Origin of the sequence: Ruania alba (assembly GCF_900105765.1) — a bacterium.
GTDB lineage: Bacteria > Actinomycetota > Actinomycetes > Actinomycetales > Beutenbergiaceae > Ruania > Ruania alba.
On sequence record NZ_FNTX01000002.1, the window covers coordinates 580,211 to 602,811 of the forward strand.

Annotated in this window: 23 protein-coding genes; 11 read left to right on the top strand and 12 right to left on the bottom strand. The window is 70.3% G+C overall.

Annotation, left to right across the window (positions count from 1 at the left end; all coding sequences use genetic code 11):
• Positions 1-31: 31 nt before the first annotated feature.
• The gene (locus tag BLU77_RS13160; protein WP_089773581.1) at positions 32-1,081 is read right to left on the bottom strand and encodes an aminotransferase class V-fold PLP-dependent enzyme; all 1,050 of its coding nucleotides are present in this window, start codon (positions 1,079-1,081) and stop codon (positions 32-34) included.
• Positions 1,082-1,116: 35 nt separating this feature from the next.
• On the opposite strand from BLU77_RS13160, the gene BLU77_RS13165 reads away from it, so the two are divergent.
• Positions 1,117-1,323 (top strand): glycine zipper domain-containing protein, encoded by a 207-nt coding sequence (locus tag BLU77_RS13165; protein ID WP_089773582.1) that lies wholly within the window; start codon positions 1,117-1,119, stop codon positions 1,321-1,323.
• 6 nt (positions 1,324-1,329) lie between these two features.
• On the opposite strand, the gene BLU77_RS13170 is transcribed toward BLU77_RS13165, so the two are convergent.
• Together BLU77_RS13170 and BLU77_RS13175 are read right to left on the bottom strand one after the other, a co-directional pair.
• Positions 1,330-2,001, bottom strand: coding sequence for a response regulator transcription factor (locus BLU77_RS13170; RefSeq protein ID WP_089773583.1), 672 nt, complete (start codon positions 1,999-2,001; stop codon positions 1,330-1,332).
• Positions 1,998-3,221 (bottom strand): sensor histidine kinase, encoded by a 1,224-nt coding sequence (locus BLU77_RS13175; RefSeq protein ID WP_245708853.1) that lies wholly within the window; start codon positions 3,219-3,221, stop codon positions 1,998-2,000. The genes BLU77_RS13170 and BLU77_RS13175 overlap by 4 nt, the downstream gene beginning before the upstream one ends.
• Positions 3,222-3,460: 239 nt before the next feature.
• Here BLU77_RS13175 and BLU77_RS13180 point away from each other — a divergent pair, with 239 nt between their 5' ends.
• The 4 genes from BLU77_RS13180 to BLU77_RS13195 all read left to right on the top strand — a co-directional run bounded on the left by BLU77_RS13180 (position 3,461) and on the right by BLU77_RS13195 (position 7,419).
• Complete coding sequence (locus BLU77_RS13180; RefSeq protein ID WP_089773585.1) at positions 3,461-3,847, top strand: hypothetical protein; 387 nt, start codon at positions 3,461-3,463, stop codon at positions 3,845-3,847.
• Positions 3,844-5,346 carry a multicopper oxidase domain-containing protein gene (locus BLU77_RS13185; RefSeq protein ID WP_089773586.1) on the top strand — a complete coding sequence of 501 codons (1,503 nt, stop codon included), beginning with the start codon at positions 3,844-3,846 and terminating at the stop codon, positions 5,344-5,346. Before BLU77_RS13180 ends, BLU77_RS13185 begins: the two co-directional genes overlap by 4 nt.
• A 144-nt stretch (positions 5,347-5,490) precedes the next feature.
• Positions 5,491-6,624, top strand: a complete 1,134-nt coding sequence (locus tag BLU77_RS13190; RefSeq protein ID WP_089773587.1) for an FAD-dependent oxidoreductase — start codon at positions 5,491-5,493, stop codon at positions 6,622-6,624.
• Between the two features lie 84 nt (positions 6,625-6,708).
• A complete protein-coding gene (locus tag BLU77_RS13195; protein WP_089773588.1) occupies positions 6,709-7,419 on the top strand; it encodes an MgtC/SapB family protein in 711 nt (236 codons plus the stop codon).
• A 25-nt stretch (positions 7,420-7,444) separates the two neighbouring features.
• Here the strand turns inward: BLU77_RS13195 and BLU77_RS13200 are convergent, their stop codons facing one another.
• Together BLU77_RS13200 and BLU77_RS13205 are read right to left on the bottom strand one after the other, a co-directional pair.
• Positions 7,445-7,903, bottom strand: coding sequence for a SufE family protein (locus BLU77_RS13200; RefSeq protein ID WP_089773589.1), 459 nt, complete (start codon positions 7,901-7,903; stop codon positions 7,445-7,447).
• Positions 7,900-8,799, bottom strand: coding sequence for a sulfurtransferase (locus tag BLU77_RS13205; protein WP_089773590.1), 900 nt, complete (start codon positions 8,797-8,799; stop codon positions 7,900-7,902). The genes BLU77_RS13200 and BLU77_RS13205 overlap by 4 nt, the downstream gene beginning before the upstream one ends.
• A 106-nt stretch (positions 8,800-8,905) precedes the next feature.
• Here BLU77_RS13205 and BLU77_RS13210 point away from each other — a divergent pair, with 106 nt between their 5' ends.
• Complete coding sequence (locus BLU77_RS13210) at positions 8,906-9,394, top strand: nucleoside deaminase (protein ID WP_217632452.1); 489 nt, start codon at positions 8,906-8,908, stop codon at positions 9,392-9,394.
• A 158-nt stretch (positions 9,395-9,552) separates the two neighbouring features.
• Here the strand turns inward: BLU77_RS13210 and BLU77_RS13215 are convergent, their stop codons facing one another.
• The 3 genes from BLU77_RS13215 to nhaA all read right to left on the bottom strand — a co-directional run bounded on the left by BLU77_RS13215 (position 9,553) and on the right by nhaA (position 13,108).
• Positions 9,553-10,248 carry a potassium channel family protein gene (locus BLU77_RS13215; RefSeq protein WP_217632453.1) on the bottom strand — a complete coding sequence of 232 codons (696 nt, stop codon included), beginning with the start codon at positions 10,246-10,248 and terminating at the stop codon, positions 9,553-9,555.
• A complete protein-coding gene (locus tag BLU77_RS13220; RefSeq protein WP_245708854.1) occupies positions 10,241-11,632 on the bottom strand; it encodes a TrkH family potassium uptake protein in 1,392 nt (463 codons plus the stop codon). Before BLU77_RS13220 ends, BLU77_RS13215 begins: the two co-directional genes overlap by 8 nt.
• A gap of 144 nt (positions 11,633-11,776) precedes the next feature.
• Positions 11,777-13,108 carry a Na+/H+ antiporter NhaA gene (gene nhaA, locus BLU77_RS13225; protein ID WP_089773592.1) on the bottom strand — a complete coding sequence of 444 codons (1,332 nt, stop codon included), beginning with the start codon at positions 13,106-13,108 and terminating at the stop codon, positions 11,777-11,779.
• 174 nt (positions 13,109-13,282) lie between these two features.
• Between nhaA and BLU77_RS13230 the strand changes: the two genes are divergently transcribed.
• Complete coding sequence (locus BLU77_RS13230) at positions 13,283-15,589, top strand: HelD family protein (RefSeq protein WP_089773593.1); 2,307 nt, start codon at positions 13,283-13,285, stop codon at positions 15,587-15,589.
• On the opposite strand, the gene BLU77_RS13235 is transcribed toward BLU77_RS13230, so the two are convergent.
• Together BLU77_RS13235 and BLU77_RS13240 are read right to left on the bottom strand one after the other, a co-directional pair.
• Positions 15,590-16,600, bottom strand: a complete 1,011-nt coding sequence (locus BLU77_RS13235) for a LacI family DNA-binding transcriptional regulator (RefSeq protein WP_245708855.1) — start codon at positions 16,598-16,600, stop codon at positions 15,590-15,592. It lies immediately after the preceding gene.
• The gene (locus BLU77_RS13240; RefSeq protein WP_089773594.1) at positions 16,597-17,796 is read right to left on the bottom strand and encodes a Gfo/Idh/MocA family protein; all 1,200 of its coding nucleotides are present in this window, start codon (positions 17,794-17,796) and stop codon (positions 16,597-16,599) included. The genes BLU77_RS13235 and BLU77_RS13240 overlap by 4 nt, the downstream gene beginning before the upstream one ends.
• Positions 17,797-17,985: 189 nt before the next feature.
• Between BLU77_RS13240 and fucP the strand changes: the two genes are divergently transcribed.
• Genes fucP through BLU77_RS13255 form a run of 3 tightly spaced genes read left to right on the top strand, consistent with a single transcriptional unit; the run spans position 17,986 to position 19,985 of the window.
• Entirely contained in the window at positions 17,986-19,314 is a 1,329-nt protein-coding gene (fucP, locus tag BLU77_RS13245; protein WP_089773595.1) for an L-fucose:H+ symporter permease, read from the top strand.
• A 39-nt stretch (positions 19,315-19,353) separates the two neighbouring features.
• Positions 19,354-19,584 (top strand): type II toxin-antitoxin system VapB family antitoxin, encoded by a 231-nt coding sequence (vapB, locus tag BLU77_RS13250; protein ID WP_089773596.1) that lies wholly within the window; start codon positions 19,354-19,356, stop codon positions 19,582-19,584.
• Complete coding sequence (locus tag BLU77_RS13255; RefSeq protein ID WP_089773597.1) at positions 19,581-19,985, top strand: type II toxin-antitoxin system VapC family toxin; 405 nt, start codon at positions 19,581-19,583, stop codon at positions 19,983-19,985. Before vapB ends, BLU77_RS13255 begins: the two co-directional genes overlap by 4 nt.
• On the opposite strand, the gene BLU77_RS13260 is transcribed toward BLU77_RS13255, so the two are convergent.
• Both BLU77_RS13260 and BLU77_RS13265 read right to left on the bottom strand, forming a co-directional pair.
• Positions 19,986-20,582, bottom strand: a complete 597-nt coding sequence (locus tag BLU77_RS13260; protein ID WP_089773598.1) for a YdeI/OmpD-associated family protein — start codon at positions 20,580-20,582, stop codon at positions 19,986-19,988.
• A gap of 120 nt (positions 20,583-20,702) precedes the next feature.
• Entirely contained in the window at positions 20,703-21,662 is a 960-nt protein-coding gene (locus tag BLU77_RS13265) for an NAD-dependent epimerase/dehydratase family protein (protein ID WP_089773599.1), read from the bottom strand.
• 117 nt (positions 21,663-21,779) lie between these two features.
• Between BLU77_RS13265 and BLU77_RS13270 the strand changes: the two genes are divergently transcribed.
• On the top strand, positions 21,780-22,589 hold the full coding sequence (locus BLU77_RS13270) for an MBL fold metallo-hydrolase (RefSeq protein WP_089773600.1): 810 nt from the start codon (positions 21,780-21,782) through the stop codon (positions 22,587-22,589).
• Positions 22,590-22,601: the final 12 nt, after the last annotated feature.

The window sequence follows — 22,601 nt, forward strand, 5'->3', positions numbered from 1 at the left end:
ATGACGTCGGCCAGGTCGTCACCTGCCCGCGTCAGACCACGTGCCCGGCCAGCAGCTCGGCCGTCCGGTCGGCGTCCGTCTCGACATTGTGGACGTGGAACGAGAATCGCACCTTCCCCGCTCGGGCCGCGGTGATGACTCCCGCGTCCGCGAGCGCCGCCACGCCTGCCTCGTCCACGCCCAACGAGACGATCGCCGAATCGGTGGGCGCCACGCCCAGCGCCGAGGTGAACCTCCGGGCGAGGCCCACCGCGTGCTGGTGCAACGCCGTCGGGCCGATCTCGGTGAGCAGCTGCAGCGAGGGTTCGGCTCCTACCCAGGCCGGCCACGCCGGGGACACGTCGAACCTGCGGGCGCCCGCCGCCAGGCGCAGCGGCCCGCCGTAGATGGCCGACCAGCGGTCCTCACCCGCGTACCAGCCGGCCTGCCCCGGCACGACGGCGTCCGTCAGATCCCCTCGGACGCTCAGGTAGCCGGTGCCCCGGGGAGCCAGCAGCCACTTGTATCCGCCGGAGACGGTGAACGCCACACCGTCGAGGTCCACCGGCAGCCACCCAGCAGACTGGGTGAGGTCGAGCAGGATCTCGGCGCTGCGCGCCCGACACGCGGCACGTAGCGCGGGCAGGTCAACGAGAGCACCGTCGGCGGACTGCACGGCGGCCACGGCGACGAGCGCCGTGTCGGGACCGACCGCCGTCGGGAGTTCGGCCAGAGGCACCTCCCGCACCCGCACGCCGCGATGGGACTGGGCGAGGAACGGGAACGAGACAGAGGTGAACTCGCCGGCGGCCACCAGCACTTCGGCGCCGTCGGGCACCCAGTCCGCCACCGGTGCCACCATCGCCGAGACCTGACTGCCCACGGCGATCGTGGCCGGATCGAGCCCCACCAGTGCGGCGTACAGCTCGCGGCACCGATCCACCACCTCGTCGAACTCGGGCGCCTGGACGCGACCGGCGCTCCACCGGTCCAGGTGCGTGCGCAGGGCCGCCACGGTGCGCTGTGGCGGGAGCCCTGCGGAGGCGGTGTTCAGGTAGAGGTTCTCCGGCGCGAACTGATGCGCCCACGGCCAGTCGCTCATGCCGGTGATCGTACGGCTCTTGATAGCGTCCCCGCATGGGCGGCAGCGAGCAGGACGAACAGGAACCTGTGGACCCGAAGGGTGACCCGAACCAGTGGCTGGGCGTGGGTCTCGCCCTCGGCATCGGTGTCGGCGCTGCGCTCGGGGTCGCGATGGACAACCTTCCCGTGGGGATCGCTATCGGCGTGGCCCTCGGATTGGTGGCGGGCCTGGTCCTGGGCAAGATCAAGGACGGGCGCTGACGCTTCTCACTGCTCCCCCGGGCGCACCAGGTGCGTCTCGTAGGCGAGCACCACGAGCTGGGATCGGTCGCGGGCGTCGAGCTTGGCGAGTAGCCGGCTGACGTAGGTGCGCGCGGTGGCCGGACTGACGAACAGTGCGGTGGCGATCTCGTCGTTCGACTGCCCGCGCCCCACGCAGGCCAGCACCTCGCGTTCCCGGTCAGTGAGGCCGGCGAGCCGGGCGAGCGTCGTCTCGTCGGGGTTGGCGGCTCGGTGCTCGCTGACCGCCTGCACCAGCGCACGTAGGGCTGCCGAACCCAGTGCCCGCTCCCCCGCTGCCACGGTCCGGATCGCCTCGCGCAGCTCCTCGGGCGCGACATCTTTGAGCAGGTACCCGCTGGCCCCGGCGCGGACCGCGGCGAGGATCTCGGCGTCCTCGTCGAAGGTGGTCAGCACCAGCACCCGCACCTGGTCCAGCTCCGGGTCCGCGCAGATCGCCTGAGTGGCCTCGATGCCGTCCATCTCGGGCATCCGCAGGTCCATCAACACCACGTCCGGACGGGTGCGGCGCACCTCGGCCACCCCGGCCCGCCCGGTGCCGGCCTCGGCGACCACCTCGATGTCGCCGTCGTGGGTGGCCAGGGTGCGCAGACCGGTGCGCACCAGGGTGGAGTCGTCCACGAGCGCCAGGGAGATCATGGCTGCAGCCTGCCAGGCAACTCGGCCTTAACGGCAAAACCCTGGTCCCCGGTGCGCCCTGCCATGAGGGTGCCGCCGAGCAGCGTGGCCCTTTCGCGCATGCCGGTGATTCCCGACGGCGGAGCGTGCGTTCGCGAGTCGCCGGCACCGTCGGTGGTGGTCGCCTGAGGTGCGCCATCGCTGCCCTGTGCTGCGGGGGCCCCGCGGCCGTCGTCCCGGATCTCCAGCACCAGGCTGGCGCCCTCGAGTGCGGCAGTAACCGTGACGTGAGTGGCGCCGGAGTGCCGGATCACGTTCGTGAGGGACTCCTGCACGATGCGGAAGGCGGCCGCGTCGATCGGTCCGGACAGTGCCCCCTCGGGGACCTGCACGTCCGCGTCCACCTGCAGTCCGGCACCCCGGGCGGCCTCCAGGAGCGGGGCGATACCCGCGAGACCAGGCGCTGTGATCGGCTCGCTGGAGTCCGGGGCGGTGCGCAGCAGCCGCACGGTGGCGCGCAGCTCACGCAACGTCTGGCCTGCGGACTCACGGATCTGCGCCAGGGCGCGTTCCGCCGTCGGGCGATCACGGCCGAGCGCCTCTGCGGCGACACCGGCATTCATCGACACCACGGAAAGGCTGTGCCCGATCGAATCATGCAGGTCGCGGGCGATCTGCACGCGCTCGTCCTGCAGGCGGGCAGCGGCACGGCGTTCCTGCTCGGCCGTGGTCAGCTCGAGGATGCGGGCCTGCTGCGCACGGGCCTGCCGGCGGGTGCGCACACTCACCCCGAGCGCGATCGCGGCGGCGAGCAGGGCGACGTTGGTGAACATCTCGTAGGAGATGAGATACGCCGTCGGGAGGCCCTCGTCGATCCGGAAGAACGCCGCCACCGCCACCAGCACAGCGCCGGCGATGATCGCCGTCCGGGTGCGGCCCTGTTCGGCGGCAGAGTACGTCGCGGCCACGGCCGGCCAGGCGATCCCGATCGGCGGGAAGCCGAGCGCGTAGTAGGTGAAGATCCCCAGCACGGTCAGCGTGAGGACCACGCGCGGCACGCGCCGGCGCCACACCATCAGAGCGCCGAACGCGACGGCGAACAGGTAGGCGGCAGGCGGCCCGCCCGGATCGCTGTCGGCCTCGGCGGCGATCACCAGGGCCACCCCGAGGGCCACCCCGATGCCGAGCAGCGCGTCGAGCACGCGGGGGCTCACACCGAAGGGGTGCGGAGTGTCGGTCACCGCTCCAGCGTATGAAGTGCCACCGACGGCGCACATCCACCGCAGGGGGTACGTCCCCTGAGTGCGGTGTCGCCTGCAAGCGACACCTCCTGTCCGCACGGGGCGAGTGCACGAGACCACAGGGGGTGGATGTGGCGAGGACGCGTGATTCCTAGCGTCGTAGCCATGACGAATCACCCCCAGACGTACCCCGCTCGCCCCGGTCCATCCGGACCCCGTCCCCCATCGCATGGCCGCTGGTGTTCGGTCTCGCCGCCCTGACGTTGCTGTGGCCATTGACGAGCGTGACCGGCCTCGCCGATGCGATCGGCAACCCGGCCCGCGCGCTGCTTCTGATCACACTCATCGGTGGCGCCTGGATCGGTGTGGTCGGGCTGGGCCGGGTAGCCCGGCCGATCGCCACCCTGACCCTGACCGGACTGGCGGCCGGGGTGATCACCCTGGTGGCGTCCGTGGTGGTGACCGGGCTCGGCGCCGAGAGCGGGGGCCTGAGTGGGGCGCCGGCATTCGCGCTGCCGTTGGTGGCCGTGGAGATGGTCGGGAGCCAGACGCTGCTCGGAGCCCTCGCGGGGCTGGTGGCGGCCGGCGTGCAGCGTGCCCGCGGCGTGGCCGGAGGCACCCGATGACCGGGCTCTCCCGCCGCGCGTTCCTCGCGGTGACCGGCGCGGGTGCCGCGGCGATCACCCTCGCCGGGTGCAATACGGCAAGCACGAGTGCGGTGAGTGAACCCGAGCGGTTCGACGCGGCGCTACCCATCCCGCCGCTGGCCGAGTCGGAGCTCGTCGACGGGATACGGGTGCTCCGGATCACCGCACAGGCGGGCACCCACCAGTTCCGCGCCGGCGAGGACGTGTCCACCTGGGGCTTCGACGGACCGTACGGTGGCCCGACCGTGCGGGCGACGGTGGGCGAGCGGGTGGCTGTCGAGGTGACGAACGAGCTGGACGAGTCGACCAGCGCGCACTGGCACGGGATGCACCTGCCGCCGGACATGGACGGCGGACCGCACCAGATGATCGAGCCCGGTGACACCTGGCGGGCCGAATGGCTCCTCGACCAGGCGCCCTGCACGCTCTGGTACCACCCGCACCCGCACGGGGCCACGGAACGGCACGTCTACCGCGGGCTGGCCGGACTGTTCTACCTGGACCCGGCGCCCGGGTCTGCGGAGGCGGCAGTCGAGGAGCAGCTGCCGCACACCTACGGGGTGGACGACGTCCCGGTGGTGATCGGTGACAAGAGCTTCTCCGACGGCGGGGAGCTGGTGATCGACGACGGCGGCAACGAGGTCGGGCTGCTAGGGGACGTCGTCACCGTGAACGGGGTAGTGGGTCCAGTGCTGCAGGTCAGTACCGAGCGGGTGCGACTGCGGTTGCTGAATGCCTCCACCGCCCGCACCTACTCGCTCGGGCTGCCCGGCCGTACGGTCACCCTGGTGGCCACCGATGGCGGCCTGTTGCGCCAGCCGGTGGAGCTGGAGCAGGTGCGCCTCTCCCCCGGCGAGCGAGCCGAGGTGGTGCTGGCGATGGAGCCTGGCGAGGAGGTGATGCTGCACTCCTTCGAACCGGAGCTGGGCAACGTGGTGGTGCCCTTCGCCGTCGGCGCGAACGACGCCTTCGACGTGCTGCGGATCGTGGCGGAAGGGGAGCTGTCGGCCTCGCCGGAGGTACCCGGTGAGCTGGCCACGTTCGGACTGGATGCCGCGAGCGCAACGGTGCGGCGGGAGTTCCGGCTCTCAGACCGGGAGATCAACGGCGCAGAGATGGACATGGCGCGCATCGACGAGACCGTCGAGGTGGGCACCACCGAGATCTGGACCGTGATCAACGACGACCTGTCGCCGCACAACTTCCACGTGCACGACGTGCAGTTCGAGGTACTCAGCGTCGGCGGGTCGGAGCCGCCGCCGGAGCTGGGAGGTCGCAAGGACACCGTGTACCTGGAGCCCGGGCGTGCGGTGGAGCTGATCATGACCTTCGAGGACTACGCGGACCCGCAGTGGCCATACATGTACCACTGCCACCTGCTCCGGCACGAGGACGAGGGGCTGATGGGCCAGTTCGTCGTGGTGGAGCCAGGTGAGTCGGCGGACCCGTCGATGATCGCGGGGCACGGGCTCCACTGACCCCCACCACTAACCTCCACCCCGGCCGACCACTCCCCACCCCGCCGCAACGCCAGGCCCCCACCCCGCCGAACGCAACTCTGTGCGGCGTTTTCCGCGGAGAACGCCGCACAGGGTTGCGTTCGGCGGGGGAATACTGGGCGCATGCGCGTGACGATCAGCGGTGCGGGTGTGGGCGGACTGGCGTTGGCACGAGGCCTGCTGGACGCCGGGCACGAGGTGACCGTGCTCGAGGAGGCCCCGCGGCGGCGGTCCGGTGGTGCCGCCCTCACGTTGTGGCCGAACGGTACGGACGTGCTGAATCGGCTGGGCGTCCCGATCGATGACCTGGGCCGGCGTATCGATGTACTGGAAGCCACGACCGGTCGTGGGGCGTCGCTGTCCCGGGTGGACGTGGCCGCGATCTCGGATCGGCTGGGTGCACCGACCCGGACCGTGCTACGGGACGAGCTGATCGAACGCCTCAGCGCCGGTCTCCCGGACGGCACGATCCGATTCAGCGCGAGCGTCGCCGATGCCGAGGTGGATGTGGCCGGTGTGACCCTGACGACCACGTCCGGCGAGCGGTACTTCAGTGATGTCGCCGTGGGCGCGGACGGAAACCGGTCCCGGCTGCGCGTCGTGCCGAGCACCCCAACCGAGTGGATCAGCTGGCAGGGGGTGACCCGCGTTCCGGCTACGATCAGCGACTCGCACGAGACCCGCATGATGATCGACCGCAGCGGGGCCGTCGGGCTGATGCCCTGTGGCGACGGCCGCCTGCTCTGGTGGTTCGACGTCGATCATGCCCAGACCAGCTGGGGCCCGGACGCACCGGCTCCTGAGGTAGTGGAGCGACTGCGGGACCAGTTCGCCGACTACGGCGACCCAGTACCGACCATCCTCGAGGCCCTCACCCCAGGGATGGCCGAGCCGTACCCGCACCACACCCACCGGGTACCACCGGTGTGGGGCCGCGGAACGCTGACGTTGCTCGGCGACGCCGCGCACACGATGCCGCCAAGCATGGGACAGGGGGCGAACCAGACACTGCAGGACGTGCACGCCCTGCTCGAGGCGCTGCGGCGTGCGGCGCCCACCGGCGGCCCCGCCCTGGAGGCCGCCCTTCGAGGGTACGAGCGGGACCGCGCCCGTCGCATCCGCCCGATCGCTGCGATGGCAGGGCGGGAGACCTCGATCAGCTACCGTCCCCCGGTCCTCACCCGGCTGCTCCCTGACCGAGTGGCGCAATCGCTCCAGGAGAAGTTGATCCGCCGGAGCAGCGCGTCCTTGAGCTGACCTGCCCGATCCGGTCGCTCCAGCGGGAACGAAACCCTGACGAGATGACGTTCCTCTTCCATCGGTCCACCGAAGGAGGTACCCGTGAACATCGTCTGGGTGAGCGAATCGACCCTCACCGAACTCACACTGCTGGGCATCGCATTCGTCCTGTCCGCCACGATCGGCTTCGAACGACAGCGCCGCCTGAAGAGCGCGGGACTACGCACCCACACCCTGGTCGGGCTCGGAGCAGCCGTGTTCACCCTGGTCTCGGCCTACGGTTTCCAGGGAGTGACCGGTCCGGACGTGGTGGTGGATCCATCCCGGATCGCTGCCCAGATCGTCACCGGCATCGGCTTCCTCGGTGCCGGGGTGATTTTCGTGCGGCGCAACTCCGTCTCCGGGCTGACCACGGCGGCATCGATCTGGGTGACCGCCTCGATCGGGATGGCCTGCGGCGCCGGCGCACCGGTCCTCGCCGCCCTGGCCACTGCGCTCTACCTGATTGCGGTCTGGGTGCTGACCAAGCTCGGCCGTTGGGTCCGGCGCAGTCCTGGCGAGAATGCCGTCCTGATCCGATACCGGGAGGGCGCCGGCGCACTTCGGCATACGTTGAGCGTCGCCGCGGACCACGGTTTCGAGGCGGTCGTGACGAACACGCGAAGCACCTCGACGGCCGATCAGGCGACGCAGATCCAGGCCACCATCTCTCTCCGCTCACCCACCCGGGAGCCGGTCTCGCCACTGATCGCCGCCGTCGCCGACGTGCCAGGTGTGCACTCGATCGAGTACGACGAGTCCGAGAACGACTGACCGACGGGCGGTCGGGGGTGCGACCTCAGAGGCCTGCCTTCTCAGTCACCTGCCGCTTGATCCTGCCGAGCATGCCACCCATCCCGCGCAGACGCAGCGGGGTGATCGCTCGGCTGAGCCCGAGCCGGTCGGAGACGTCGTTCGGGACGGCGAGCACCTCGGCGGCGGTGAGCCCGTCGAGCCCTTCGTGCAGGATGCCGGCAAAGCCCCGGGTGGTGGGCGCTTCCGCAGGAGCGGAGAAGAACAGGCGCACCACCGCATCGCCGCCGGTCCCCGCACTCTCGTCGAGCTCGGTGATGAGGAAGATCGGCGACTGGCACTCCGGCACCGGCTCCAGCAACTCCGGGTGCTCGGCGTACCGCTCCGGCAGCTCGGGCAGACCTTCACTGAACTCCAGCAGCAGCTGCAGCCGGTCCGGCTCGCCGAGGGCGTTGAAGTCCTCCACGATCGCTGCGAGCGCCGGGGAAAGGGACCCGTCCGTCATCGAGCAGAGACCTCCCCGGGCTGCTCGCCGCGGATGATCGGCACGCGCACGGCGTTGCCCCACTCGGTCCAGGAGCCGTCGTAATTGCGGACCTCGGGGAAACCCAGCAGGTGGGAGAGCACGAACCAGGTGTGGCTGGACCGCTCACCGATCCGGCAGTACGCGATCACCGGCTCGTCGGCGTTCAAGCCCTTCTCCTGCCGGTAGATGTCCTCGAGCTCGGCACGGGACTTGAAGGTTCCGTCCTCGTTCGCAGCGCGGGCCCACGGCACGGACTGAGCGCCGGGGATATGTCCGCCGCGGAGGCTGCCCTCGTCGGGGTAGTCGGGCATGTGAGTGCGCTCGCCGGTGTACTCCGGCAGCGAGCGCACGTCCACGAGCTGCCCGCCGAGGAAGTCGAGCACATCTTCCTTGAAGGCACGCACTCCGGCGTCGTCACGCTCCACCACGGGGTACTCCGCCGGCTCCGGGTTGGGCACCTCCTTGGTGAACTCCCGGCTCTCGGCCACCCAGAGGGCGCGACCGCCGTCGAGCAGTCGCACGTCCGGGTGCCCGAACAGGGTGAACACCCAGAGGGCGTAGGCGGCCCACCAGTTGTTCTTGTCGCCGTAGATCACCACCGTGGTGTCGCGGGTGATGCCCTTGGCGGACAGCAGGGCGGCGAACCCCTCACCGTCCACGTAGTCACGGGTGACCGGGTCGTTCAGGTCGGTGTGCCAGTCGATCTTCACCGCACCGGGGATATGTCCGGTGTCGTAGAGCAGCACGTCCTCGTCGGACTCGACTACTACGAGGTCCTCGGAGCCGAGGTGCTCGGCCAGCCAGGACGTGGTGACCAGCCGCTCCGGGTGGGCGTAGGCGGTGAACTTCGGGGCATCGTCGTACGGGAGTGGCATGTCTGGGTCCTCCTCGAGGGCGGATGGGGCACTGGTTCGATCTTCTCACCGCAGGGCCCCGATGGTCACACCGGCCGATCGGTCCCACATGGTGATCGGTGGCAGCATGGCGTTCGTGATCACCGAGACGGACCGCACTCATCTGCGCCGCTGTGTCGACCTGGCGCGCGAGGCGCTCGAGCACGGGGACGAGCCGTTCGGGTCCGTGCTCGTGGGCGCCGACGGCACCGAACTGTTCGCCGACCACAACCATGTGGCCGGCGGGGACCACACGCAGCACCCCGAGTTCGCGATCGCCCGGTGGGCGGCGCAGCATCTCCGCCCGGACCAACGCGCTACTGCCACCGTCTACACCTCGGGCGAGCACTGCCCGATGTGTTCCGCCGCGCACGGCTGGGTGGGGCTGGGCCGGATCGTCTACGCCACCAGCTCCGCACAGCTGACCGCCTGGCAGGCCGAGTGGGGCCTCACACCTGGCCCCGTACGGCCCCTGGCCATCACGGACGTGGTGCCGGACGCCGTCGTGGATGGACCTGACCCTGACCTGGCCGACGAGGTGCGGGAACTGCACCGGCGAAGCCTGCACACCCGGTAGGAACGCGATTTCGGCATGGGAACGCGGTTCCGGGCACCCGGCACCCCGTTCGAGCGCCGGAACCCCGTTCGAATGCGAGCAGAGCGGGTCGGACAGGCCGCCATTCTCACGCCATACCCGACCCGCGCGACCCGCGCGACCCCTGCGGCAGCTCGGAATCACGCCATGTCGATGAAGCGTTCCGCCTTCTCCGCCGGTCCGACCACGATCACCGTGTCGCCCCAGTCGAGCACTGTGTCGCCGTCGGCATGCGCCCACCCGGCATCCCGCTTGCGGACGGCGGTCACGTTCAGGTTGTGCTTGGAGCGCAGTCCGATCGTTGCCAGCGAGGAGCCCACGAAGGACGGCGGCACCGTAGCCGTGATCATGGCGAACCCGCCGCCCAGGTCCTGGTAGTCGGCGATCGAGCCACGCAACAGGTGCGCCACACGCCGGCCCATGTCCGACTCCGGGTAGACCACGTGGTGCACCCCGATCTGCTCGAGGATCTGCCCGTGCGGGTCGGTGATCGCCTTCGCCCACACCTTGCCGATATCGAACCGCACGAACCAGGAGGCGGTGAGGATGGACGCCTCCAGGTCGCTGCCGATGCCGACCACGGCATGGGTGAACTCCGGTACGGCGAGTTGCTCGAGCACGTCCTTCTTGGTGGAGTCGGCGCGCACCACGTGGGTCAGCACACCGCTGAGCTCCTGGACGATCTCCGCGTCCGTATCGATCCCGAGCACGTCCACTCCGGCCTGCGCTAGCTCGATCGCCAGTGCGCTGCCGAAGCGGCCGAGCCCGGCCACGACCACGGAGTCCGACGGGCTCAACGACGTGCGGGGAGCGCCCCCGCGTGAGTTCTCAGCCAACGATCGGCCTTTCCTTGGGAAGTTCGAACATGAGCGTGCGGGTCCGGAGTGCCAGTGCGGAACCGACGGTGATCGGTCCGAGCCGCCCCACGAACATGATGCCCACCAGGAGCAAATGGCCGCCGGTAGGCAGGTCAGCGGTGATCCCGGTGGACAGGCCGACCGTGCCGAACGCCGAGACCACTTCGAACAACACCTGGTCCAGGGTGAAGGACGTGGCGATCAGCAGGATCCAGGTGCCCAGCACCACCACGGCGACGGCGAGCAGCGCCACGGTGATCGCCTCCCGGTGCACCGCACGGGAGAGCCGGCGGCCGAAGATGTTCACGGCGGTCTCGCCGCGCAGCTCGGTGACGATGATGAAGAACAGCACCAGGAACGTGGTCACCTTCACCCCGCCGGCGGTGCCGGCCGGTCCGCCTCCGATGAACATCAGCATGTCCTGGGTGAACAGCGCCTGGGTATGCATCGCGCCGGTGTCGATGGCGTTGAAGCCGGCGGTACGGGTCATCACGGCGGAGAAGAAGCCGAGCAGCAACTTCTCCCCCACGCCGTATTCGCCGAGGGTGCCTGGGTTGTTCCATTCCAGGGCTGTGAGGGTGACGGTGCCCAGCAGCAGCAGCGCCACGGTGCCGGTGATCACCAGCTTGGTGTGCATGCTCCACTGCTCGGGGAGCCGGAACTGCCGGCGCAGCTCGAACAGCACCGGGAACCCGAGGCCTCCGAGGATCACCGCCAGCGCCACCGGCACCAGCACCCACGGGTCGGTAGCAAACCCCATCAGGGAGTCGCTGTCGAGGGCGAAGCCGGCATTGTTGAACGCCGAGACGGCGGTGAACACGCCCTTCCAGACGGCGCTCGCGCCGTCCATCTCGTAGCTCACCCAGAACCGGGTGGTGAGGATGACGGCAACGACCGCTTCGATGCCGAGGCTCATCCGCACCACACCAAGCACCACGGTGCGCACGTCCCCGATGCCGACCGCGCGCACCGAGGCGCTGGCCACGAGCCGGCTGCGCAGCCCGAGCCGCCGGGCCATCAGGATGGCGAGCACGGTGGCGGCGGTCATGATCCCGAGCCCGCCGATCTGGATCAGGACGGCGATGACCGCCTCCCCGAAGCCGCTCCAGTAGACGGGGGTGTCCACCACGATCAGCCCCGTCACGCAGACCGCGGAGGTCGCCGTGAACAGCGCCTGCTCCCAGGTGGGGGTACCGGCGGCCGGGTCGGCCACCGCGATCGGGAGCGTCAGCAGGAAGGTGCCGACGGCGATGGCGACGGCAAAGCCGAGCGCCAGCACTTTCGCGGGGTGCTGGGGCACCGGGATGGCCCGCAGGATGCGGCGGACACCCGTGCGCGAGCGAGGAAGACCGGCAGAGGGCACGACTGGCAACGTAGACCTGTGGCGGTCAGGTGCCAACTAGAACAGCGGTGACCTCGGTCACTACGCCGGAACTATCGACGGCCCTCAGCACACTGCTGCCGGATGAGGCATGAGCATACTGAGAGCCGTCGATAGTTCCGCAGGTTAGTCAGTGGCGTCCGGCCGGCGCCCCTCGGTCGGGATCGGGCCCGGGTCCGGGTCAATGAGTCCGGTCTCCTCGTCCGGGTCACCGATGTCGGTGCCCTCGGAGTCGAGCACACCGTCCTCGTTCATGTCGCGGCTGCGCTTCTCACCCGCGTCCCAGCGCAGCGTGATCGCCGCGAGCACGGCGGCCAGCAGCGAGGCGGCGAGGATCGCGGCCTTCGCCCCGGAGGTGTGCTCGGCGTCGGTGAAGGAGAGTTCGGCGATGAGCAGCGCCACGGTGAACCCGATACCGGCGAGCAGCCCCACCGGGAGCAGGTCCCGCACACCGATCCGGTCCGGAAGTCGCAGCGGGGTGATCTTGATGACCACCCAGGTCACGCCGAGCACACCGACGACCTTGCCGGCGATCAGGCCCAGCACGATCGCCAGCACCACCGGCTGGCCGAGGATGGTGCCGATACCCCCGCCGTCCACCACGGAGACCCCAGCGGAGAAGAACGCGAAGACCGGCAGCGCGATCCCGGCCGAGATCGGCTTGATGTGATGCTCGAGCTCATGGGTGCGGGTGTGCGCCTCGCCGTGCCGGATGATCGCCGGCACGGTCAGCCCGAGCAGCACCCCGGCGATCGTGGCGTGGATGCCGGCCTCATGCATGAACGCCCAAGCCACCAGCGCCAGCGGCAGCAACAGGTACCAGCGCATCTTCTTGAGCCGCACCAGCACGGCGAAGGCGGCCACCGCAGCCAGCGCCACGGCGAGGTACTGCAGGTGCAGTTCGTCGGTGTAGAAGACGGCGATCACGATGATGGCGAGCAAGTCGTCCACCACGGCGAGGGTGAGCAGGAAGGTGCGCAAAGCAGAGGGCAGGCCGCGGCCGAACACGGCGAGCACGGCGAGCGCGAAGGCGATATCGGTGGCCGCGGGGATTGCCCAACCGCTGAGCGCACCCGGGTCCCCGGCGAGCACCACCACCGCGGCATAGATCGCCGCCGGAACGGCCATCCCACCCACGGCGGCGAGCATCGGCACGCCGGCCTGTTTCACGTCGCGCAGGCTGCCGGCCACGAATTCGTGCTTGAGCTCCACACCCACCACGAAGAAGAAGATCGCGAGCAACCCGTCCGCCGCCCAGGTGCCGAGCGAGAGGTCCAGGTGGATCGCACTCGGCCCCACCACGAGCTCGGTGAGCGAGAAGTAGGACTCCCGGACCGGGGAGTTCGCCCAGATCAGGGCGATCACGGCTGCTCCGATGAGCAGGAAACCCCCGGTGGTCTCCTGGGTGACCCAGGAACGGGCGCGATCGCGGCGTGACGGATTGCTGGTGGACGGCATATGGCTCCTGTACAGGGGTCGGGCGCCCGGAGGGTCGCTGCGGCACTGCCGACCAGACTTCCCGGCACACCGCGTGCCAGTCTACCGATCGGGTCAGGCAGATGCAGGTTCAGCCACGGGAACATCCAGCGGCGACCGATCGTTGGGTAGCTGGCCAGATCGAAAGGGGAGCGCGTGCAGCAGGAGATCGAGTCCGAGCAGCAGTACCTGGATCTGCTCTACCGGAGAGTGGAGGAGCTCCGCACCGAGATCACCGACCAGCTCGCCCGAGCCCGCCGCTCCGACGCCGACGGTCCCACCGACCTGCTGGACCGGGACGCCCAGGTAGCGCGCCTCGAGGAACGAGCCACCATGCTCGACCATGCCGAGCACGCCTTGTGTTTCGGCCGGCTCGACCGCCACGACGGCACCGCCACCTACATCGGCCGGATGGGACTACGCTCGGCCGACCTCGAGCCCCTGCTGGTGGACTGGCGTGCCCCCGCCGCCGCTGATTTCTACACCGCCACGGCCCGCAGCGGGTCGGACGTCGTACGGCGCCGGCACCTGCGCACCCGGGGGCGCACCGTCGTCGGGGTGAACGACGAGCTCCTCGACGGTTCCGGCTCCACCGCGCAGTCGTTCGTCGGCGAGGCCGCCCTGATGGAGGCCCTGACGGCGGAACGCACCGGGCGGATGCACGAGATCGTCGCCACGCTCCAGGCCGAGCAGGACGACATCATCCGCTCCCCCGCCGACGGCGTGCTGGTGGTGCAGGGCGGGCCGGGCACCGGCAAGACCGCAGTGGCGCTGCACCGCACCGCCTACCTGCTGTACACGCACACCACGATCGCCGAGCGCGGCGTGCTCGTGCTCGGGCCCAGCCCGGCCTTCCTCGAGTACATCCAGGACGTGCTCCCCTCCCTCGGAGAGACGCACGCCGTGCTGGCCACCGTGGACTCCCTGGTCCCAGGGCTGCAGGCCACCCGCGGCGAGCATGCCGAGACCGCCGCGGTGAAGGCGCTGCCCCTGATGGCGCAGGTGATGGCCGCCGCCGTCCAGGCCCGCCAGGGCGCCCACTCCGGGGAGGTGACGTTCACCTATCAGGGCGACGAGTACCGCATCACGCCGGCCGCGCTCACCCGCCTGGTCCGCCACGCTCAGCAGACGGACTACCCGCACAACGTGGCCCGCCGCACCTTCCGGGCCGAGCTGCTCGACCACATCGTCGAGCTGGTGCTCACCCGCGAGCAGCAGCTCTACGACTCCACCGACTCGGGGTTCGAGGAGGAGCTTGGCCGGCTGGACCGCGCGCTGGCCAAGGGTGAGGATCACCTGCCGGCGAAGGTGGAGGGCGCCGGCACCGAGGTGACCGGCCTCGCCGGCCGGCACGAGGCCCCACGGCTGCTCCGCGAGCTGACCGCGGACGCGGCCGTGTCCGGCGTGCTCGAGGACCTCTGGCCACACCTGAGCCCGGAAGAGCTCCTGGAGGAGCTGCTCTCCGACGGCGACCGGCTCGCCGAGGCCGCGGGTCACCTGCTCGATGAGCACCAGCAGGCAGCCCTGGCTCGCCCTCCCCGGCAGGGCTGGACCAGCGGCGACATCCCGCTCCTGGACGAGCTGGCCGAACTGCTCGGCGAGGACGAGGCCGATCAGGACGCCGCCGCCCAGGCCCGCCGGGAGGCCGGGGTCCGGTACGCCCAGCGGGTGCTTGCCGCGAGCGGGAACGCCGGGGCAGTGAGTGCGGAGGAACTGGCCGACCGGTTCACCGAGCGGGACGGCCGACCGCTGGCCGAGCGTGCCGCGGCCGACCGGTCCTGGGCGTACGGCCACGTGATCGTCGACGAGGCGCAGGAGCTCAGCGCGATGCAGTGGCGGATGGTGCTGCGGCGGGTGCCGAGCGGGTCGATGACCGTGGTCGGTGATGTGCACCAGACCGCGGCCGTGGCGGGCACCACCTCCTGGGACACCCTCGCCGCGGAGCACGACCACCGCCGCTGGCACCGCCGGGAGCTCACCATCAGCTACCGCACCCCCGCACCGATCATGGCGGCCGCACTGCCGGTCCTGCACGCCCTCGACCCGTCCGCCAGCACGCCCACGTGCGCCCGCACCGAGGGCGACCACCCGTGGCTGCGCACCACCCACGGTGACCTGGCGGACCAGGTGCGTACCGCCGTCGGGGCCGAACGGGACGCTGGTGGCACCTTCGCCGTGATCGCACCCCACGAGCGGCTGGTGGAGATCGCGATGGCGGTGGAGCAGGCGGTTCCCGGCGCCTCGTTCGGGTCCGAGGTGGACACCACTGCCCCGTGCGTGGTGCTCACCCCGCAGCAGGCGAAGGGGCTGGAGTTCGATCGCGTGCTGGTGGTGGACCCGGGCACCATCCTGGCCGGGCGGCGCGGGCACAGCCGGCTGTACGTCGCGATGACCCGGCCCACCCGGGAGCTCGGGCTGCTGGTCGACGGCGAGGTCCCGGCCGAGCTGGCTCACCTCGCCTGATCAGCAGCCGCAACTGCGCCGGCGCACCAGTTCGGTGGGCAGCACGCTCTGCTCCGAGGCGGCGGAGCCCAGCAGGTCCAGGGCGCGCTCCACCATCTCCGCCATCGGCTGGGCCACCGCGGTGAGCGGCGGCCACGTGTAGGCCGAGGCGGCGGACCCGTCGAAGGCCACCACGGCGACCTCCTCCGGCACCGCCACCCCCGCCTCGTGGAAGGCGAGCAACGCACCCACCGCCTGCTCGTCGGAGCCCGCGAACACCGCCGTCGGGCGTTCGGCGAGCGCCAGCAGCTCCTGGGCCGCCCGGTACCCGCCCTCGCGGGAGAAGTCCTGATGGGCCACCGGGCCCTCGGGCAATCGGGCCGACCGGAGGGCGTCCGCCCAGCCGCGCCGGCGGTACTCCCCGACCCCGGCGCCGATGAAGCCGATCCGTCGGTGCCCGTGTTCGATCAGGTGCGTCACGGCGTCCCGGGCGCCGCCGTAGCGGTCCACGCCCACGCTCGCCATCCCGTCGGGCGCGCTGGCCTCGTTGATCAGCACCGCGCGCACTCCCGCCTCCGCCACCGCCGCGGCATCGGCGGCGCCCATCGATTGGGCGATGAGCATCCCGTCCACCTGCCGGGAGGCGAGCTGTTCGATCGCCTCGGCCACGTCACCTCCCGAGTTGGTGCGCACCAGTAGTGCCAGGCCTCGCGCCCCCGCGGACCGCTCCACCTGATCGGTGAGCTGACCGAAGTACGGGTTGCTCACCGAGGCCACCACCAGCCCGACCTGCCCGGTGCTGCCCAGCCGCAGCGCGCGCGCCGTGGCGTTCGGGCGGTAGCCGAGGTCGCGCACCGCCGCCAGCACCCGCTCCCGCGTGGCCGGGGCCACGTTCTTCGGCCCGCCGTTGAGGGTGTAGCTCACGACGGCGGTGCTCACCCCCGCGTGTGCGGCCACGTCCGCACGGGTCACCCGGGCCCGGCCGCGGTCCGCACCGCCGCCGGTCCCCGATGAGCCGGTGCCGGAGGTCACTGCGGCGCGTCGCCGAAGTCGTCGATCGGCAGGCGCTCGCCACCCCGCAGCGCGGACTCGTGCGCCACGATCCCGGGCAGGGTGTAGCGCGCGGCGACCCAGGCGTTCACCGTGGGCAGCGTCTGCTCGTTCACGGCGGTGACGAAGTCGTGCACGAGCAGGTGGTGGCTGCCCATGTGCCCGTTACCGAGGCCAGTGAGCTCGTCCGGGAGCGCCGAGGTGTCGTGGACTGGGGCGTGTCCGGAGATGAAGGAGTCGTGCAGCTTCGGGTCCACGTTGGCCAGCGCCGGATCATTTTTCCCGGACGCCTGCCCGGGCCGGACCGACTCGGAGAGGTCCTCCAGTGCGCCGGACCGGTTGTGCCAGAGGGTGGACAGGGAGTTCTGCTCGAGGATCCCCTCGGTGCCGTAGAAGGTGAAGCGCGACTCCGGGACCCCCTCGGCCAGGCCCACCCGGCGGAACTCATTGGTGCGGAAGCTGCCGCCGTCGGCCGTCTCGAACAGGGCCGACGCGTTGGAGAAGTCGTTGTCGAACATGCTCACGGATGTGTCGAAGACGCCGTCACCGCGCTGGTCCGGCACCCCGACGGCGCTGACGCTCACCGCGTGAGTGTTCCAGGCCCCGAGCACGCCCCCGATGGCGTGGGTGGGGTACTTCATCGGCGGGTAGCTGGCGGTGCGCTTCCAGTCCGCACCGCCGCTGTACTGGTAGGCGGCGTAGAAGCCGTGGTCCATGTCGTGCACGTAGTCGCCCTCGGCGTAGAAGACGCGGCCGAACGCACCGGCGGCGGCCTTCTGCTGGGCGAGCACGGTGACCGGGTTGTACTGACTCGTCTCACCCATCATGTAGGTGAGGCCCGTCTCCTTGACGGCCTCGATGATGGCGGCGATCTCCTCGCGCGTGAACGCCATCGGCACCGCCGAGTACACGTGCTTGCCGGCGCGCAGCGCCTGCACCACGAGCGGCCCGTGGGTCCACCGCTGGGTGAAGATGGCCACGGCGTCCACATCGGAGGCCAGCATGGCCTCGAAATCGGGCTCGACACCGGCCAGGCCGAGTTCGCGAACGAGCGTGGTGGCGCGCTCGGCGATCGCGTCGGTCACGGTGACGCGGGAGACCCCGGGGTGGGCGTTGAACAGCGTCGCGAATCCGCCGGCGAACTGCCCGGCGCCCACGATTCCCAGCGAGAACGGCATGTGTGTGGCTCCTTCGGAGGTGTATCGGTCCGGGCAAATCTACTCGAGTAACTCGCAGTGTCAAGATGCGTCCTCGGCGACCGACGGCGCACCCGCGCCGGCCAGTTCCCGGCCGGTTCGCCGTTCGCACGGACAAGCCCGCCGACGCGTGGTTGACTGCCAGGATCTGACCCGGGGCGAAGGAGCAGAATGAATTCGCGATCGAACGACCTCGATACCGCATTGAGCCACGAGCACAGTCGGTTCCTGCATCCGGGCATGCTGCTGCCGTTCATCCTCGTGGTGACCTGTTTCGCCGCATGGGGCACGGCGGCGAACATGACCGACACCCTCGTCTCCACCTTCACCGCGGTGTTCGACGACATGTCTACCCTGCAGGCCACGCTCGTGCAGTCGGCCTACTACGGTGCCTACTTCCTGCTCGCGCTGCCGGCGGCGTTCGTGAACCAGCGCTTCAACTACAAGGTCGGTGTGTTGCTGGGCCTGGGGATGGCCGCCGCGGGCGGATTCCTGTTCCTCCCGGCCGCGGAGGCGCAGACCTTCGGGTTCTTCCTCTCTGCGATCTTCCTGCTCGCCGCGGGACTCTCGGTCCTGGAGACCTCGGCGAACCCGTATGTGATGAGCATGGGACCGGAGTCGAACGCCACCCGGCGACTGAACTTCGCCCAGGCCTTCAACCCGGTGGGCACGAACACCGGGGTGCTGCTGGCGGCACTGCTGATCGCGCCCAACCTGAGCACGCTCACCGCGGAAGAGCGCGACGAGCTCCCGCCGGCCGAGCGGGAGTCGCTGCTGACCTCCGAGCTGGACGCGGTGATGACGCCGTACGTGGGCCTGGCCGTGGTGCTGGTGCTGATCTGGGTGGGGATCGCCGTCACGAAGGTGCCGGGCCTGAAGGCCGGGGCCAGCCACGAGGTGGACACCCGCGGCTCCTCCTCCCGGGTGAAGCGCCTGGTCACCAACACGCACTACTCGTTCGGGGTGGTCGCGCAGTTCTTCAACGTGGCCGCGCAGACCTGCATCTGGACGTTCACGATCACCTACGCGCGGGACCAGATCGGGGCGACCCCGACGGCGGCGAACTGGTGGTTGCAGGCGAGCCTGATCGTGTTCCTGGTGGCCCGGTTCGCGATGGTGGCCCTGATGGGCAAGATCGACTCCCGGATCCTGATGCTGACCATGACAGGCCTGGGTGTGGTGCTGTGCCTGGTGGCGGTGGCCGTGCCGAGCATGGTCGGCCTGGTGGCCGTGGTGGCACTCTCGGCGTGCCTGTCGCTGCTGTTCCCGACGATCTACGGGATCGCCCTGGAGGGCCTGGGCAATGACACCAAGTTCGGCGCCGCCGGCCTGGTGATGGCCATCGTGGGCGGGGCGACCGTGCCGCTGCTGCAGGGCCGGCTGGTGGACACGGTCGGCTCAGCGTTCTCCTACATCGTGCCGGCCGTGTGCTTCGTGGTGATCGTCGCCTACGCGATCTACACGCTGCGGGCGCCGAGGCCGATCCACGAGACGGGGTGAACGTCGTATATACTGTTGCGATATACGAGGAGGCTCACGATGCGCAGTACGGTGTTCCGGAACAACCGCACGCAGTCCGTTCGACTGCCGAAGGCGGTGGCCCTGCCGGAGGACGTCCGTGAGGTGAACGTGCGCGTCGTCGGTCGGCGTCGCGTGATCGAGCCTGTCAGCACCAGCTGGGACGAATGGTTCGAGCACGGCCTGCGCGCCACGCCCGACTTTCTCGACGATCGCGACCAGGGCACGGCCGAGGAGCGCCCGGCCCTGTGACCACGCTCTACCTCCTTGACACGAACGTACTCGTCGCATTGCTGCGCAACCAGGGCGGACGCGCGCGGCCGAGGCTGCGTGCTGCGGAGGGCCGGGTGGCCGTCTCCACGATCAGCGAGATGGAGCTCGAATACGGGATCGAACGGTCCCAGCACCCGGTACAGAACCGGCAGGCGGCCGACGAGCTGCTCTCACTCGTCGAGGTCCTCGAGTTCGACACGATCGCCGCCATGCACGCCGGGCGCATCCGAGCCGTGCTGGCCGCTGCTGGCACCCCGATCGGACCGTTCGACAGTCTCCTCGCCGGCCATGCGCGCTCCCTCGGGCTGGTCCTCGTGACGAACAACACCCGCGAGTTCGACCGTGTGCCGGGGCTGGAGGTCCAGGACTGGTTGTCCTGATCAGCCAGGCATGCGCTTCTGCGGGTGCAGCGTCTCGTGCCGAGCGAGCATCGCGACGAACTCGGCGATCTTGCGCTCCCGGGTCTCGGCCCGCTTCACGCTGTTCAGCCGGTAGATCATCGCGAACCGGTTGGTGGAGGTGAGCACCTCGAACATCGCCTGGGCATCCGGGTTCGCGGCGATCGCCGCGGCCAGATCCTCCGGCATGACGGCGGTCGCCGGGCCTGCGTAGGCGGCGTCCCACCGTCCGTCGGCCTTGGCTTCGTCGACGGCGGCGCGGCCGGCAGGAAGCATCTTGCCGTCGGCTTCCAACTGGGCCACGCGCCCCACGTTCTTGGCCGACCATTGGCTGCGCGGGCGCCGCGGGGTGTAGCGCTGCAGGGAGGTGGCCTGGTCGCGGGACTTCGCCTGGCCGTCGATCCACCCGACGCAGAGCGCCTCGAGCACCGCACCCTCGTAGTTCAGCGTGGTGACGTTCCCGCCCTTCTTGCCCAGCACCAGCCAGACCCCGGGCGAGGTGTCGTGGTGGGCGATCAGCCAGTCCCGCCAGGCGGCCGCATCGGGCAGGAGGAGCTCGGGGAGCGGCGACGCTGGCATGACACGAGCGTACCCAGCGGGACCGACAGCGACGAGGGTTGGCTGGATGTCGCATTTCGCCCGTTTCGCAACACTCAACCAACCCACGTCCACGGTCCATGGCCAGACGCATCGATGGTGTCAGGCCCGCTGGACGCGACCGTCAGCAATGAGCCGGGCCACCGCCTCCTCGACGGCAGCGAAACTCGAGTAGCGCGGGACGTGCCCGAGCAGCCGCCGGGCCTTCTCGATCGAGTGCGAGGGGGAGCGGCTGATGTGGTCCAGCGTGGCATCGGCGTCACCCGGGTCCTGGGTGGTGCGCCACTGCTCGAACGGTTGGAACGCCAGGCGGGGCTCGTGGCCAAACCAGCGGGACATGTGCTCGGCGTATCCGCGCAGGTTCACCGCCTGCGGGGAGACGGCGTTGAACGCCTCCCCCACCGCCGCACCCCACCCGGCGATCGCCCGCTCGACGATCTGCGCGACATCGTCGGCGTGCACGTGGTGGACGGTCTCCAGCCCCAGGTTCGGAAGCACCAGCTCCTCGCCCCGCGCGATGAGCGAGAACACCCCGGGATCGAAGTGTCCGGCCGGGTTCAGCGGCACCCAGCCCGGGCCGCAGATGTGCCCGGGGCGCACCACGGTGGTCGGGAACCCGGTACGCCGCGCCTCCTCAAGCAAGTACGTCTCGATGGCCGCCTTCTGGGTCCCGTAGCTGCCGAATGGGTTGAGCGGCTGGTCCTCGGTCGCGGGGACGGTGGCGTTGTGGCCGTACACCCAGATCGTCCCGCAGTGCACCAGGTGCTGCACGCGGCCGCGCAGCGCCTCCACCAGTTCCCGCGCACTGTCCGGCGTGAAGCAGATCAGGTCCACCACCACGTCAGGCTCGAGAGCGGCGATGGCGGTGCCGAAGGTCCCGTCCCGCTCCGTGGCGTCCCGATCCAGCACCACCTGCTCCACCCGGCCCCAGGCCGCGTGCGGTGTGTACGGGACGGCCCTGCCACGGCTGACGCTGACGACCTGATGACCGGCCTCGACCAGGCGCGGCACCAGGTAGGTGCCGACGTGACCGCTGCCTCCGATGACGACGACGCGTGACATGAGTCCTCCAGCGCTGGATGGGTGACGGGACCGGCCCCGATGTCACGGTAGCCCCGGGAGGCCACCGCCGGGGTCTTGGGGGTTCCCCCACTGGCCCTCGTCCGCCATGATCACCTCATGCTGATCTGTGCCACCTGCGCGGTGGAGTACGACGAGCCGACTCCTGAGGTCTGCCCGATCTGCGCGGACGAGCGGCAGTGGGTGCCCCGGGACGGGCAGCGGTGGACGAGCCTGACCGAGCTGCGCGAGGCGGGCACCAGGCTCACCTGGGCCGAGACCGAACTGGACGTGCATGGCATCAGCACACGGGACGCCGTCGGGATCGGACAGACAGCGCAACTGGTGCGCACCTCCCACGGCTCCCTGCTGTGGGACCCGCCGGGATATCTGGATGCCGACGGCGTTGCGCGCCTTCGCGAGCACAGCCCCGTGCTCGCGGTGGCGGCCAGCCACCCGCACATGTTCGGGGTGCAGGTGGAGTGGGCGCGGGCGCTCGACGCGGAGGTGCTGGTGGCCGAGGCGGATGCTGCCTGGCTCGGCCGGACCGACGATCGGGTCCGGCTCTGGTCGGGCACGCACGAGATCCTGCCCGGGCTGAGGCTGCACCAGGTAGGCGGTCACTTCGCCGGGTCCGCCGTGGCGCACTGGGCCGAGGGGGCGGGTGGACGCGGGTTGCTGCTCACCGGTGACACGATCTTCCCCAACCCGGACCGGGCCTCAGTGGGGTTCCTGCGCAGCTACCCGAACAAGATCCCGCTCTCGGCCGCTGTGGTGGAGCGAATCGCCGAGCAGCTCGGGGAGCTGATCTTCGACCGGATCGTCGGGAACTTCGGCAACGTGATCGACTCGGGCGGTCAGGAGGTGCTGCGACGATCGGCCGAGCGGCACATCGCGTGGGTGCGCGGGGATTTCGACCACCTCACCTGACATCTGCACTAC